The organism is Rhodococcus sp. 27YEA6 (genome assembly GCF_044908235.1).
Lineage (GTDB): Bacteria > Actinomycetota > Actinomycetes > Mycobacteriales > Mycobacteriaceae > Rhodococcus_F > Rhodococcus_F qingshengii.
In genome coordinates this window covers 157,560-172,279 of record NZ_JBIYCY010000009.1, presented here as the reverse complement: position 1 = coordinate 172,279, position 14,720 = coordinate 157,560, and the positions used below count along the sequence as shown (strand labels likewise).

Sequence of the window (14,720 nt, the reverse complement as noted above, 5' to 3'; positions counted from 1 at the left end):
ACCTCAGGAGATACCTTGCGCACTCGTGGAGCCGTCATTCGCCAAGCACCAGGCACATACGAGGTGGTCGATCTCGAACTCGATTCACCCCGCAGCGGCGAACTCACTGTCAAAATGGTCGCCTCAGGCCTGTGCCACTCGGACGATCACATCGCCAGCGGCGACCACGGAGTCGGCCGCTACCCCATCTGCGGCGGACACGAAGGCGCCGGAATCGTCGTCGAGGTCGGGCCGAACACGGAAGGATGGTCCGAGGGCGATCATGTCGTGTTCTCGTTCCTCGCCGCCTGCGGCCGTTGCCGTTGGTGTGCAAGCGGAATCCAGAACCTCTGCGACAACGGCGCCGCCATCATGACTGGCAGCAGACCCGGCGAAACCTCGAGTTACAGAATGTCTCTCGACGGTCAGCCCGTCGCACAAACCTGCGGCCTGTCCACCTTCAGTGAATACACCACGGTCAGCACTCTCTCGGCTGTGAAAGTCGACAAGCACCTGCCACTCGACGCTTTGTGTCTGCTCGGCTGCGGCGTCGGAACCGGTTGGGGCGCCGCGGTCAACTCCGCTCAGGTGTATCCCGGGCAGACGGTCATCGTCATGGGCGTCGGCGGAATCGGAATCAACGCGGTGCAGGGCGCCTCGCATGCCGGCGCCGCCCACGTGATCGCGGTGGACCCGGTTGCGTTCAAGCGCGACAGTGCATTGAAGTTGGGCGCCACCCATGCCGTGGCCACCATGGAGGAAGCCACCGACATAGCGCGCTCGTTCACCAACGGCCAGGGCGCGGATTCGGCCATCGTCACCGTCGGTGTCACCACCGGAGAACATGTCGCGCAGGCATTCTCGTCGATCCGCAAGGCAGGAACCTGCGTCGTCACCGGCCTCGGGAAGATGACGGACGTCGGAATTCCCGTGAGCCTGATGGAACTCACGCTGTACCAGAAGAGAATTCAGGGATCCCTGTTCGGTGCATCCAATCCCACCGCCGACATTCCCTGGATGATCGATCTCTACACCAGCGGCAAGCTCGAACTCGACGGACTGATCACCAACCGATACACCCTCGACCAGATCAACGACGGTTTCGCCGACATGCATGCCGGTCGCAACCTCCGTGGAATCATCGCCTTCTGAGCGAGTTCTCTCCGGACTTTCGATCGAGAGCAAGTCCGGAGAGATCCTCACTACAGCTTCACCAGGCGTTCATGGTGTCGAGGATTTGTCCTCTGGCCATCCACAATTCAGCAGACCAATACGGCCACGAGTGAATTCCGGCGGGCGGAAAGCTGTACGTCGCTGGGATTCCCAAGGATTTCAGGCGAATTTCGAATGCACGCGCGTGCACCCACGAGAGCGCCTCGAGCCCCATACCCGTCGCTGTGTGGAAGTAATCGATCGGCGCAGAGGGATGATCGTACGGTCCCGGGATGCCGTTGGACGACGAAATGTACATCGACAGTCCGCGAAGCGATTCCGCGTTGACGAACGGGTCGTTGCGAAGCCATCCGGATGACCACGGCGGGCCCCACATCGAATCGACGTTGTACCGGCCGGCGTCGAACATGGCTACGCGGATCGCTTCACGCATACCCGGACCCGAGATATTGATGTAGCCGGACAGCGAGCCGGCGAACTTGAACTGATCCCGATGATGCCCCGCCAGGTTCAACGCGGCACTGCCGCCCATCGACAACCCGATGATCGCATTGTTGGTTGGTGAAACGCCATACCCTGCAAGGAAGTCCGGAAGCTCGCGGGTGAGGAACGTTTCCCACCTGTACGTTATCGGCTGAGCGTTGAAATTGGACGGCGCGTACCAATCCGTGTAGAAACTCGACTCACCGCCGACCGGCATCACCAACGTGATGTTGTCATTGCGGTACTGATCGAGTGCGTTCGTTTCGAAACTCCAAGCATTTCTGTCGTTTTGCGCGCGAAGACCGTCGAGCAGGTACAACGCGGCGTTGCCACCGCGCGCGGCCCACTGCACCTGAACCTTGATGTTTCCCATCGAAGACGGGACCCACAACTCGTCGTACCCACCCCATGGCGCCGAGCGCGCCGGAGTAGCACTCGCGGCGGTCGGACCGAACATACCGCCGAGCAGGAAAATCGACAACAACGCCGCTACGAGCACCCGCACCCGCCGTGTATTGCGTTCGGGCAACGTGAATCTGATTCTCTGCAAGGTTGTGTCTTTCCCCGAAACTGCGCATCAAGAAACTCGCTTCGGTAAGTGCATCGTCGGTTCCACTGTCGACGTGTTTGTCCCTTTCCGGGGGCTCCGGTGTTACAAAGTCGAGGTCATCGCAACAATCGGACATCTGTCGTGCCGAGCGAATCCAGGTGGCGAAAAGCACAATTCACGAAGCACGCTGAATGCGCTCACTCAGCCGAGTGACGAAGCGATCGCATCACGACCTGCGGCAGCACACGCTTGGTCCTGCATTCCGTCTGGAGCGCCACCGACACCGATACCGGCGATCGACCCGGCTCCAGCCTTCAATGTGACTCCACCTGCAAGGAAGAGAGTGCCGGGAAGGTCGGCGATGGTTGATCCTTCGCCTTTGGTACGCTGCGAGAGGTCACTGGTGTCGGCTCCGAAAGCTGCAGAGGTGTATGCCTTCTCGCGTGAGGCTTCCACCGTGTGCTGGGCTGCGTTGTCGCCGCGCACCATGGCGATGACATTTCCCGCGCGGTCTACGACGGAGACGGTGACGAAGCCGAGACCGTCGGCGCGGCATTTCGCCAGGGCCGCACCAGCAGCCTTCACTGCTGCGTCGGCACTGAGTCGATTCTGAGTGACAATCGCCGAATCACCGGTCGCGGCAGGCTGCTGCGTGGCAGTAATCGACGTCGTGCTCGATGCGTTCGCCACCGGTGTGTCGGTGGTCGAGCATGCGGCGCTGGCAAGGATTGCGACAACCGGAACGGCGACAGCGAGCGTACGGGGAAGTCGTGTGTAAATGCGGTGGTTCATGTCGGGCACACTTTCAATCGAATGGTTCGAAACCGTCCACTACAGCGTCGCGTCCGGGGGCGGGTGCGCACATCGGGCGCTCGGGTGACGAACCGTGCCCCCTACGGCTACCCGGATATCATCCGAATGGTTGATACGACGGCCTGGTGCCCTCCGTAACATTCGAGGGATGAGTAACGGAGCCATGAACGCCGACGCCGAACGCGGCCTACGCGGCCCGTTGGCGTATGCGATCCACGCGTCGTTCTTCGTACTGCTGTCTACATCGGGAGTTCGGTACGTCACAGTCCACGGGACCAGCGGTCGGTTCGGGGTTGTACTCGTCCTGGCCGTGGTCCTCGCCCTGCTCTACGCCGTCATGGCCACGGTGTCCTCGCGAGATGTCGTTCGCCAACGGCTGTGGATGTGGCCGGTACTGAGCGCATGGGCAGCGCTGGTCTGGCTTGCCCCGAGTTTCGCGTGGTGTGCGTTTCCCGTTCTCTTCCTCTGCATTCGTCTGTATCCGAGCAAGATCGCCTACCCCCTCGTCGGGATCCTGGGCGTCCTCGCCGGTATCGCGTTCTACCGGGTCACCGGTCGTGCCGAATTGGTGACACTTCTCGGGCCGCTGTGCACCGCGGCACTGGTCGCGGCCGCGTACGGGCAGATGGAACGAGATGCCCGAGAACGCCTTCGGCTTCTGCGTCAGGTAGCAGAAGCGCAATCTGCATTGGCAGATACCGAACGCGCTGCCGGCGTTGCCGCTGAGCGAGAGCGCCTCGCGCGCGAAATCCACGACACCGTTACCCAGGGACTGGCGAGCGCCCTTCTACGGCTCGAGGCAGCCGAACAAACGTGGAATACAACGGGTTCGCCGTCTCGAGCCGATGTCGATGCCGCAGCAGAGAACATCCGAACGAGCTTGATGCAGAGTCGCGACCTCGTCCACGATCTGGCGCCGACCAAGGGCGGTACGGGCGACTTCGACGCCTTGGTCGTGGCCGCCGCCCGCCAGTTCGTCCCGGCCGTTCGGATCCGCACCGTCGGTGAAGCCGTCATCTTGCCCTCGGACGTAGCTCATGCCGTCGTGCGAGTGGTCTCAAGCGCGTCCTCCAACATCGCCCGCCACGCTCGCGCCAAAACGGCGGGCGTGACGATCACGTATCTCGACCACTCCGTCTCCGTAGACATCTTCGACGACGGCGTCGGCTTCGATCCGGGAAAGCTCGCCGACCATTCTCGGTACGGTGGATACGGCCTGCGTGCGATGCGAAGCCGCGTCGCACAGCTCGGCGGATCGTTCACCGTGGAAAGTGCACCGGGAGACGGCACCGTCGTCGCGGCCCAGTTCCCTCTCGAACGGAGGATCCGGTGACCACCACCATTCGCGTGTTCCTCGTCGACGATCATCTGGTCGTGCGAGCCGGGCTGAGAGCGCTGCTGAACACTCAGCCGGACGTCGAAGTAGTAGGCGAAGCATCGTCCGGCGAGGAGGCGGCCACGGCGATACCGCCGGCCTCACCGGATCTGGTGATGATGGATCTGGACATGGGCACCGGCATGCACGGTGCAGAAGCGATCAAACGCCTGCGAAGCGACGGTGTCGATGTTCCCGTACTGGTTTTCACGACGTATGACACCGACGCCGACGTCGTGCGGGCCGTGGACGCCGGTGCCATCGGTTACCTACTCAAGGACTCGACTCCTGACGAGATCTTCGGCGCGGTGCGCGGCGCGCTCGCCGGGCGCAGCGTCCTCTCCCCCGCCGTGGCCTCTCGTCTTGTCCAGCAGATGCAGCGCCCGCAGGAAGCGCTCACCGCCCGTGAGTCCGAACTGCTCAGCCTGCTCGCCGAGGGGATGACCAACCGCGAGCTGGGTAAAGCACTCTTCATCAGCGAAGCGACGGTGAAAACACACCTCGGGCACATCTACGCCAAACTCGGTGTCGATAACCGCTCTGCCGCAGTGTCCGTCGCGCTACGTCGCGACGGAATACGCTGACCTCGGTGGCGGCCGAACAGCTCAGCCGCCCATCGCCTTACGCACTCCGTCGATCAGTTCGAGGAATTCAGCCTTGGGAGCAAAGTCGACATACTCCGAGTCGTCGATCGCTCCGGGAACGTGACCGGGTGCCCAGTAGAACACGTCGCCGGCATCGTAGGTTTGCCGACCTGCTTCGGAATCTGTGTAGATCCTTCCTTTCAAGACGTATCCGTAGTGCGGACATTGACAGCGCCCGCCTTCCAATTGTGCGAACGGTTCGGCGAAGTCTGCACCAGCAGGAATTTTGACGAAGTTGACGATCATGTCGCCTTCTTCTCGCATCCGCAATTCGAATTCGCCGTCCTGCAACACGATGGGAAGTTCGTGAGCCGAGATGGTGTGCATAGGAGTACCTTTCGGCTTCAGAAGGGGAAGGTCTGCGCTGCTGGCCGGCTGGTTCGCCACTTCCAGGTGGTGAATTCGTCCCAACTGCTTTGAGTTCCGAATCTCGCGCCGTTTCCGGAGGCACCCGTGCCACCGAATGGTGCATAGGCATCGTTGTTCAAAGTCTGATCGTTGATGTGCACGATGCCGGTACGCAGTCGGTCCGCGATCCGCTCGCCGCGTTCAACCGATCCTGTTTGAATGGCGGCAACCAGACCGTATTCGCTGTCATTGGCCGACCTGACTGCCTCGTCTTCGTCCTTGACGATCACGACGGGCGCCACGGGCCCGAAGATTTCTTCACGGAACGCGGGCATGTCCGAGGTGACTCCGGCCAGGACGGTCGGCTGATAGAAGAGCCCTTCGTATGTTCCACCGGCGCGGATTTCGGCGCCGGCCGCCTTGGTGCCCTGGACGATTCGATCGACGTTCGCAATCTGCCGCGCGTTGATGAGCGGTCCGAGAGCGACGTCGCCTGTATTGGGATCCCCGACCGGCAGGACCGCTGCGCGCTTGGCCAGCAGATCCAGGTACTGATCGGCGATCGATTCCAACACGATGTGGCGGCCTGCGGTCATGCAGACCTGCCCCTGATGCAGGAACGAACCCCACGCGCCCGCCGAGCTCGCGGCATCCAGGTCTGCGTCGTCGAGGACGATCAGCGCATTGTTCCCACCCAGTTCCAGCGAGACACGCTTGAGCGTGCGACCGGCAGTTGCCCCGACCTGACGGCCGACGGCGGTCGAACCCGTGAAGGACACCATCGCGATGCTCGGGCTCTCGCACAATGCCTGACCAGGTGCCGCGTCACCGGCGAGCACATGCAGGAGGCCTTCGGGAAGACCTGCGGACGTGAACAATTCCGCGATGACCGCACCCCCGCTGATCGCGGTTTGAACATCCGGCTTGAGAACGACGCCATTTCCGAGTGCCAAGGCGGGGGCGACAGCGCGCATGGCGAGGAGAAGCGGGAAATTCCACGGGCTGATCACGCCGACCACACCCAGGGGCACCCGGCGACCGATGCTCGTGCGCCCCTCCTGGCTGGCGGGCAGGAGGTGCCCGAACGGCTGTGTCGGCAGTGCCGAGGCTTCCCACAGTTCGGAGATGACAAGATCAACTTCGAATGCGGCTTTCCCTGGTACGGAACCACCTTCACGGATCAGCCAGCGCTCCACCTCGGCTCGCTCGGCTTCCAAAATCTGCGCTGCCTTACGGATCACCGAAGCGCGAGCCTGCCCGATCGTCGCCGCCCACGCCGGCTGCGCGGCCGACGCGATGTGTGCCGCTCGATCGATATCCGCAGCAGTCGCCGTGCCGATCACACCGAGCACCTCGCCGGTAGCCGGTTCGAGCGACTCGACGGTGTCACCGCCTCCGTCGATCCATTGGCCGTCGAAAATCTTTCCGTGCCATTGCTGATGAGCGAGCAGATTCGTCATGCGTTCCTCGATTCGTAGCTTTCGCTGCGGTCCTCGCTGTTCGTGGACCTGAGCTCTTCGTGAGCCTGAAAAAGCGATCTGAAACACACTCTGCCCCGGTATTCGGGCTCCCAGTTGTCGTGATCGGACACGTTTGTTGTTCGGATGCGACAGATCAGTGACGTTCGCGGGCGTTCGGATCAGGCGAGTTACGTACTTCCGACGGCGCCGCACCGAATTCCGCTTTGAACGCACGCGAAAACGCTGGTGCGTCATGGAAACACCATCGTGCGGCCAGGATGGAGATCGAATGACCCCGCAGTGAGACGTCGGTGAGATCGCGGCGTACGCGGATCAACCGTTCGCGGCGAATCAGCGCACTGAGGGTCAGATCCCCGTCACCGAAGTGACGCTGAACGGTTCGCGGCGACAGGTGCAACGCACCGGCGATCGACGCGACCGAGAGGTCTGGTGAGTCGAGATTCCGAAGCGCATATCGCAAGATCTCCTCTCGCGTCGAACGTCCGGGTGTCGCGGGCGCAGATCCTTGCATCAGAACTGCCGAAGCGAGATTGACTCCAGCATCTCCGAGAAGCCCGGCTGCGCTGCCGTCGACCTGGGATGCAACAGCGCCCGAGATGAAATTTTCCAGCAATGCACCGGACCCACGCCGACCGTCGTGGGTGCGCTCGAGCGCGCAATTCAGTTCTCGCTCGGTCAGACTCACCGCACTGCACGGTAGGGTCATGACGGTGCACGACCAGTGACCGTCGAAACGCAGCGCGTACGAATGCTCGACGTCGTAGAGAATCATCGCGCCGGGCGGGGCCGTCAACTCGCGGTCCGATTGGCGCAGTATCGCGCTCCCGGTTCGGACCGTGCAGATCTTGAGCAGATCACTACCGTGTCGCTTCGCTGCGCGTGCGCTCCGCCGGAGTATCTGCGGCGAACCGGAGATGTCGAAAGCGCCTACGTCCCCGAGACTTACGCCGCTGACCGTACCGACAGGCGCGGCATCGACGGAACTCTCGGGGCACAGGCCACCGAAGGTCTCCGACATCTCGCAGTGCCACTGCTGCACAGATTCCGGCAGGCTCGGAGGCGTGGCAGACACGGCAGACATGGCGGGCTACTTGATCGAAGATCCGTGCTGCGTCAACGGCATGACCTCGATGGTCATGTACGGGAACAGGGGCAGGTTCCAGAGAATCTCATGGAGTTCGTCAGCCGACTCGACATCGAAGATGCTGATGTTGCTGAACTGTCCCACAATTCGCCACAGATGTACCCACTTTCCCTGTCGCTGAAGGTCTTGCGAGTACGCCTTCTCCGTTGCGACGGTATCGGCGCGTATTTCCGGATCCAGGTCGCGCGGAATATCGACGTCCATCCGAACGTGAAAGAGTGCCATGTTCTTCTATCCTCTAGTTCCTGGTCCAGGTCTTGACGGCGTCCATGTTCAGTTCGACTCCCAGGCCAGGTCCGGCGGGGAGGTGCAACTGACCCTCGGAATACTTCAGGGGTTCCTGAAGCAACTCTTCGCTGAAGAGCAGTGGGCCGAAAAGCTCTGTTCCGAAGTTGATTCCGGGCTCGGCGCACGCGAAGTGCAACGAAGCGGCGGTGCCGATCGGGCCTTCGATGGACGTCGCACCGTGGCACGCGATACCTGCGGCCTTGGCAATCGCGACGATGTCGCGGCTGCGCTGGAGGCCACCACATTTGGTGGTCTTGAGGGCGATGACATCGGCGGCGCTCCGGCGGGCGATTTCCAGAGCGTCGTGTGGGGTCTGCACACTCTCGTCGGCCATGATCGGAATCGGTAGAAGCCTACTGAGTTCGGCGAGGACCTCGATTTGGTCTGCCGGAGTGGGTTGCTCGATCAGTTCGACTCCACCCTCGGCGAGTTGCGGCAAGTACCGCAGGGCAGTGAAGCGATCCCACCGTGCGTTGACGTCGACACGGACTCCGGCGTGGCCGTCCAGCGCCTGCGCGATGCTGACGATGCGCGCGACGTCGACCACCGGATCGAGTGCTCCCATTTTCAGTTTGAAGCTGAAATTGAGCCGGGATTCGAGCTTTTCGTGAGCTTCTTCGATGATCTCGTCCGCCGGCGCAGCACCCAGTGCCCACGTGACGTCGACACTCTCGCGGAAAGCCCCGCCGAGGAGCGTGTACACGGGGACTCCCAGGCTACGCGCCCAGGCGTCGTGCAACGCCACGTCGACGGCGGCCTTCGCGAATCGTGCATTGGCAACAACTTTTTCGATGTCGGCCATGATCGCGGTGATGTGATCCACGCGCCTGCCGACCACCACGGGAGCGATGTACTTCTCGATGATGACCTGCATCGTCTCCACCGATTCGCCACCCCACCACGGCCCGCCCGGAACGACTCCTTCGCCGTATCCGATCACCCCGTCGGAGGTGCGAATCGCGACCAGCAACAACGGCTGCGCCGTCATCGACGTGGTGGCGAACTTGTGGGGGCGAACCAGCGGAACGTCGAGGATGGTCGTCTCGATGGAGACGATCGACAGGTCTGTCATCAAATCACTTTCTTCAGAGCAGTTGTGGATCAGGCCGGATCGAGCACGAAGTCGTATGTGACCCGGTTGGTTCCGTCGGCACCTGGCTTCGGATCGAGAATCAGTTCGGGCTTCGTCGCCGTTGCCACGTCGTTCTCGATCCACTCTCCATCCTTGAAATAGAGCTGGGTGGTGATGGTGCGCTTACCGGGAGCCTTCACCATGAGGTGCAGGTGAGCCGGACGCCACGGGTGCCAGCCGGCCTTCTCGATGAACCAGCCGGTGGGGCCGTCGGTCGGGATCTGGTACGGCGCAGGCTGAATCGTGGTGATCTCGAAGCGTCCCTCGTCGTCGGCGACGATCGTTCCGCGGAGGTTGCCGTCGGGGATGTGCGGCGCGAAATGGGAGTAGTAGCCTTCGTCGTCCGCGTGCCAGAGTTCGACGGTTGCACCGCCCAACCCCTTGCCGTCGAGATCGCGAACCTGGCCCTCGAAGACCAGCTTCGATCCAACCTCGTTGTCACGCATCGGAAGTTCACACTTGGCAGGCAACGTCTTGGCATCGGCAACGTAGTACGGGCCCTCGATGCTTCCCTTGGTGCCGTGCTGACCGCGGTACGCGACCTCCTCGACGTTGTGCTCGAGGAAGACGTCCAGCCACAGGGGCCACTCGCCGAACTGGCCGATGTCGATGAGCCACTGCTTGAGGACGCGGTACTCGGGGTAGGTGATGCCGTGCTTGTCGATGACGCCTGCGAGTGCCTCGAGCACGTCCTTGGCGATGGCCGAGACGCGTTCGGGCGGGGTGTCCGCGCTGACTCGTTCCTGGAGGAACTTGTCGGTGGCGGCAGTACCCGAACCTACTGCGGTGGGGCTCTCGGAAGTGGTCATGTGGTCCTCCTCGGGGCCGTATGTGGCTGTTACCGGGTGGGTGCCGTACTGCTGGGCTGCGTCGGCTCCCCAAGTTTGGGTTGTACGCTCTGCGTACATCTGTTACGCTGTGCGTACGCTTGTACTGTGCGCCCAGTCACAAGGTTTGTCAACCTTCGAAGGCGCCGATCGGGCATACCCGCAGATGAAAGGCCATTCCGTGAGCGAGAACGATCGCGATTACATCCAGAGCATCGAGCGTGGATTTGCTGTGCTGACGGCCTTCGACGAGAAGAACCCCAACCCGTCGCTCGCCGATCTTGCCGCCGAAACGGGTCTCTCCCGCCCCGCGGTCCGGCGCATCCTCCTCACGCTGCAGAAGCTCGGATACGTCACCGGCAACAACAGTCGGTGGTCGCTCACCCCACGCGTTCTGAGCATCGGGCAGCACTTCTCGGCATCACATGCCTTGACGGAGGCGGCGCTCCCTCGTCTGTTGGAGATCGCAGAACACACCCACGAGTCGGCGTCGCTCGGGGTGCTCGACGGTGTCGACGTGGTCTACGCCGCGCGTGTACCCGTCCGGCGGATCATGAGCATCAACGTCAGCGTCGGCACCCGAGTGCCTGCATATGCCACCTCCATGGGTCGAGCCCTGCTAGCTTGGGCGCCAACCGAAATCGTCGACAACGTCATCGCGAACTCCACGTTCGACGCCCTCACACCCACCACGATCACCGACGAAGGCGCATTCCATACCGCCCTCCGGGTGGTGCGCGAGCAGGGATACGCGCTCACATCGGAGGAACTGGAAGACGGCCTGATTTCCCTCGCTGCTCCCGTCCGCGACGCCGGTGGAAGCGTCGTCGGAGTGACAGCGTGTTCGACCTCGGCCGGACGAACATCCCCGGAAGCTTTCCGCGCCGACGTCGCGCCTTTCCTCGTCGAAAAGGCGAATCAACTCAGCGCGGACATGGGGTACCGAAGCTAGCGCCTCAACACCTCGGAAGGCAGCAATCCGTACTTACGCCGAAAGGACGACGCGAACCGTCCGGTGTGCGTGAAACCCCATCTCACAGCGACATCGGTGACCGTCGTCGAGTCGTCGGCATCCACCAGATCTGCATGGACCCGCTCGAGACGGATGTCGAGCAGGCATTCCGACGGACTCCGGCCCACGTACTGCCGAAATCCCTCCTGCAATCTCCGTACGCTGACGCCCGCCACCTCCGCCATCTCGGCTGCGGTCCACACGCGGGCCGGGTCGTCGTGCATCTCGTCGAGCACCCGCTTGACGATGCGTGGCCTGGCGTGTCGCACCGCGTCCTCGCTTTCGGGCATTGCGGCAAGGACGAATGCCGTGACCACGGCGCCGGAGAGCTGACCTGCCACCAGTTCGTTGTGCAGCACGCCGACCGGGCCGAGTATCTGATCCGACAGTGAGCGAACAAATTTCAGCCATCTGGCTCCGTCGTCGCCCCGAAGATCCACCTGATCAGGCAAGTGCATTCCGGGTCGACCGAGAACCTTTTCCATCTCACGGTCGAGGTACTGACGGTCCATCCGGACTCCGACGATCTCGCAGTCCGCACTCCACCGCGTAATTCTTGTCGTGATGTCGGGTGGACATACCGTCGCAACACCCTGCGTCGAGAGCACGTGCGAGCCCGCGAACACCGACTCGAGCTCGCCCGAGAGCGGGATGTTCACCCCATAGGCACCGGGATGATCGGATTCGACGGCGACGTCTGCTCCCCACCGAATATGAGCGATCCTCAGCGGTCCCAACTCGGTGGTGCACACCCCGACTCCACTGGCCGCATGCGGAGACAACGGCGTCAGCGTGTGCGGAAAGTAGGCGTCCGAAACCGCATGACACGCCTCGTCCCAGTCGCGGGGAGCTGTACCGATCATGGAGTCGACCATCGTCCTTCTTCACCTTCCAAACCCGTGACCAGCCACATTGCCGAGCAAGGGCGCTGAACATCATTGAACACTGTGTCCCCGGTCACTTCCAAGAGAAAACGGGTACGGGCCGCGATCGGGTGCGCAATCCGGATAGCCACCGCGCTGTACGGATCGACCGAAGCCTGCGCCCGCCGTACGTTCGTCTTCACTCCCGGCGCGAGTCGCCCACTACTTCCCTCCCGCACTTCGCGGCACTCTCACTCAACCGCCATCCGACAAGGAGGTCCGGTCATGGAACAAAATCAGCTTCGAGGACTCTTCGGTCAATTCGCGAGCGGCGTCACCGTCATCACCTGTACCAATGCCGACGGTCAACCACACGGAGCCACGGTCACCGCATTCACGGCCATTTCCCTGGAACCACGGCTGTGCCAGATCACGATGACTCGCAAGTCCAAGGCGTGCGGCTACCTCGGCAACGCGCCGTTTGCGGTCAACATCCTTGCCTCCGACCAAGTGGACGCGGCCATGCATTTTGCCGGCCGACCGCAGCGCACCGAACCGAGGTGGATCGACGGACCGACCGCTCCCCTGCTCGACGGCGCCGCAGCAACCATCTCGTGCGTCCCGTGGAGGGAGTACGACGGCGGTGACCACATCATCTTCATCGGCGAGATCGTCGACGCTCAGTCGAGTGGCAAGGATCCGCTTCTGTTCTACCGAAGCACTTTTCACGATCTAGGCGCTACCTCGTCGACCACAGTCTGGAACGGAAGTCAGGACGACCCCCACAGCGGCTGGTTCGACGCCACCACTTCGTTCACCCCGATTCATCTTCAGCCCGCACCCCAAACGATCTGAAAGGCTTTGCCATGACGACCACCGAAATTCCTCCCACCGGCGTCGATCCCGCAGATTCCGGAGCGCCACAGGTCAATCCGGCCGCCGATTGCGAAGCCAACCGCACGAAGAACTTCGCCACCCGACCGATGACCGGTGACGAGTACATCTCGAGCCTGCAGGACGGTCGCGAGATCTGGCTTCACGGTGATCGCGTCAAGGACGTCACGACACACCCCGCGTTCCGGAATCCGATCCGCATGACCGCGAGGCTGTACGACGCTCTGCATACGGGCGAGCACGTGGACGCCTTGACCGTTCCGACGGACACGGGCAACGGCGGTGTCACCATGCCGTTCTTCCGCACTCCGACGTCGTCGGCCGATCTGCTCAAGGAACGCGATGCCATAGCGACGTGGGCTCGTATGACCTACGGCTGGATGGGCCGTTCCCCCGACTACAAGGCGAGTTTCCTGGGCACCCTCCACGCCAACAAGGAGTTGTACGCACCGTTCCAGGACAACGCCGAACGCTGGTACCGCGAATCGCAGGAGAAAGTTCTGTACTGGAACCACGCGATCATCAATCCCCCGGTGGATCGCCAACTTCCACCGGACGAGGTCGGTGACGTCTTCATGAAGGTGGAGAAGGAAACCGACGCAGGTTTGATCGTCAGCGGCGCCAAAGTGGTCGCCACCGGATCGGCGATCACGAACTACAACTTCATCGCTCACTACGGTCTGCCGATCAAGAAGAAGCAGTTCGCCCTGATCTGCACGGTACCGATGGACGCGCCGGGTGTGAAGCTGATCTGCCGCACCTCGTACACCGAACATGCTGCGGTGATGGGCAGTCCGTTCGATTATCCGCTGTCGAGTCGCATGGACGAGAACGACACCATCTTCGTCTTCGACAAGGTGTTGGTTCCGTGGGAAAACGTCTTCATGTACGGCGACGTCGACCGGATCAACGCATTCTTCCCTCAATCAGGCTTCCTGCCGCGCTTCACCTTTCAGGGCTGCACTCGCCTGGCCGTCAAGCTCGACTTCATCGCCGGACTGTTGATGAAGGCACTCGAAGCCACCGGCGCCGGCGGCTTCCGCGGAGTCCAGACCCGTGTCGGTGAGGTGATCGGGTGGCGAAACCTCTTCTGGTCGTTGACCGAATCGATGGCACGCGATCCCGAACAGTGGGTCGGCGATTCGGTGATCCCGAAGCTCGAGTACGGCCTCACCTATCGAATGTTCATGATCCAGGGGTACCCGCGGATCAAGGAGATCATCGAACAGGACGTCGCGTCGGGCTTGATCTACCTGCCTTCGAGTTCACTCGACTTCAAGAGCCCGGACGTGCGTCCGTACCTCGACAAGTACGTTCGCGGTTCCGACGGCATCACCGCCGTCGACCGCGTGAAAGTCATGAAGGCGCTGTGGGATTCGATCGGGACCGAGTTCGGCGGCCGACACGAACTCTACGAGCGCAACTACTCCGGCAATCACGAGAACGTCAAAGCCGAACTGCTGTTCGCAGCCCAGAATCGTGGACACGCAAGTTCCATGAAGGGACTGGCCGAGCAGTGCTTGAGTGAATACGACCTCGACGGCTGGACGGTCCCTGACCTCATCGGCAACGACGACGTCTCGTTCTTCAAGAACCGGTAATCCCCTCGGCAGGTAGGGCGGACTCGCGATGTCGAGTCCGCCCTGCTCGTCGTCTTCAGCAGGCATGGCCCATCAGCAGAATTCGACGAACACTGCACCCTTGGTCAGGACTA

15 protein-coding genes are annotated in these 14,720 nt (G+C 62.2%); 6 read left to right on the top strand and 9 right to left on the bottom strand.

Translation table 11 applies throughout. The features are described from left to right. The first annotated feature begins 15 nt into the window (after positions 1-15). The gene (locus ABH939_RS22520) at positions 16-1,131 is read left to right on the top strand and encodes an NDMA-dependent alcohol dehydrogenase (RefSeq protein ID WP_042447159.1); all 1,116 of its coding nucleotides are present in this window, start codon (positions 16-18) and stop codon (positions 1,129-1,131) included. A 58-nt stretch (positions 1,132-1,189) separates the two neighbouring features. Here ABH939_RS22520 and ABH939_RS22515 read toward each other — a convergent pair whose 3' ends face one another. Together ABH939_RS22515 and ABH939_RS22510 are read right to left on the bottom strand one after the other, a co-directional pair. Then, positions 1,190-2,140, bottom strand: coding sequence for an alpha/beta hydrolase family protein (locus ABH939_RS22515; RefSeq protein ID WP_003940156.1), 951 nt, complete (start codon positions 2,138-2,140; stop codon positions 1,190-1,192). A gap of 246 nt (positions 2,141-2,386) precedes the next feature. After that, the gene (locus ABH939_RS22510; RefSeq protein ID WP_003940245.1) at positions 2,387-2,977 is read right to left on the bottom strand and encodes a heme-binding protein; all 591 of its coding nucleotides are present in this window, start codon (positions 2,975-2,977) and stop codon (positions 2,387-2,389) included. A 184-nt stretch (positions 2,978-3,161) separates the two neighbouring features. On the opposite strand from ABH939_RS22510, the gene ABH939_RS22505 reads away from it, so the two are divergent. Continuing rightward, complete coding sequence (locus ABH939_RS22505) at positions 3,162-4,331, top strand: sensor histidine kinase (RefSeq protein ID WP_404650176.1); 1,170 nt, start codon at positions 3,162-3,164, stop codon at positions 4,329-4,331. After that, the gene (locus tag ABH939_RS22500) at positions 4,328-4,957 is read left to right on the top strand and encodes a response regulator (RefSeq protein ID WP_404650167.1); all 630 of its coding nucleotides are present in this window, start codon (positions 4,328-4,330) and stop codon (positions 4,955-4,957) included. Before ABH939_RS22505 ends, ABH939_RS22500 begins: the two co-directional genes overlap by 4 nt. A 21-nt stretch (positions 4,958-4,978) precedes the next feature. Here ABH939_RS22500 and ABH939_RS22495 read toward each other — a convergent pair whose 3' ends face one another. From ABH939_RS22495 to catA, 6 genes are all read right to left on the bottom strand, one after another. Further along, positions 4,979-5,344 carry a hypothetical protein gene (locus ABH939_RS22495; RefSeq protein ID WP_404650166.1) on the bottom strand — a complete coding sequence of 122 codons (366 nt, stop codon included), beginning with the start codon at positions 5,342-5,344 and terminating at the stop codon, positions 4,979-4,981. Positions 5,345-5,361: 17 nt separating this feature from the next. Beyond that, a complete protein-coding gene (locus ABH939_RS22490; RefSeq protein ID WP_404650165.1) occupies positions 5,362-6,825 on the bottom strand; it encodes a benzaldehyde dehydrogenase in 1,464 nt (487 codons plus the stop codon). Between the two features lie 154 nt (positions 6,826-6,979). Then, a complete protein-coding gene (locus tag ABH939_RS22485) occupies positions 6,980-7,927 on the bottom strand; it encodes a helix-turn-helix domain-containing protein (RefSeq protein ID WP_404650164.1) in 948 nt (315 codons plus the stop codon). Positions 7,928-7,933: 6 nt separating this feature from the next. Next, positions 7,934-8,215 (bottom strand): muconolactone Delta-isomerase, encoded by a 282-nt coding sequence (catC, locus tag ABH939_RS22480; protein WP_042925169.1) that lies wholly within the window; start codon positions 8,213-8,215, stop codon positions 7,934-7,936. Positions 8,216-8,228: 13 nt separating this feature from the next. Continuing rightward, positions 8,229-9,350 carry a muconate/chloromuconate family cycloisomerase gene (locus ABH939_RS22475; RefSeq protein ID WP_404650163.1) on the bottom strand — a complete coding sequence of 374 codons (1,122 nt, stop codon included), beginning with the start codon at positions 9,348-9,350 and terminating at the stop codon, positions 8,229-8,231. A gap of 29 nt (positions 9,351-9,379) precedes the next feature. Beyond that, positions 9,380-10,219 carry a catechol 1,2-dioxygenase gene (gene catA / locus ABH939_RS22470; RefSeq protein ID WP_003940427.1) on the bottom strand — a complete coding sequence of 280 codons (840 nt, stop codon included), beginning with the start codon at positions 10,217-10,219 and terminating at the stop codon, positions 9,380-9,382. 199 nt (positions 10,220-10,418) lie between these two features. Here catA and ABH939_RS22465 point away from each other — a divergent pair, with 199 nt between their 5' ends. Beyond that, positions 10,419-11,189, top strand: coding sequence for an IclR family transcriptional regulator (locus ABH939_RS22465; RefSeq protein ID WP_003939932.1), 771 nt, complete (start codon positions 10,419-10,421; stop codon positions 11,187-11,189). Here ABH939_RS22465 and ABH939_RS22460 read toward each other — a convergent pair. Continuing rightward, positions 11,186-12,124 (bottom strand): AraC family transcriptional regulator, encoded by a 939-nt coding sequence (locus ABH939_RS22460; RefSeq protein ID WP_166502718.1) that lies wholly within the window; start codon positions 12,122-12,124, stop codon positions 11,186-11,188. The genes ABH939_RS22465 and ABH939_RS22460 overlap by 4 nt on opposite strands. Before the next feature lie 273 nt (positions 12,125-12,397). On the opposite strand from ABH939_RS22460, the gene ABH939_RS22455 reads away from it, so the two are divergent. Continuing rightward, a complete protein-coding gene (locus tag ABH939_RS22455; protein ID WP_404650161.1) occupies positions 12,398-12,967 on the top strand; it encodes a flavin reductase family protein in 570 nt (189 codons plus the stop codon). 11 nt (positions 12,968-12,978) lie between these two features. Continuing rightward, positions 12,979-14,607, top strand: coding sequence for a 4-hydroxyphenylacetate 3-hydroxylase family protein (locus ABH939_RS22450; RefSeq protein WP_003939685.1), 1,629 nt, complete (start codon positions 12,979-12,981; stop codon positions 14,605-14,607). The last annotated feature ends 113 nt before the right edge of the window (positions 14,608-14,720 follow it).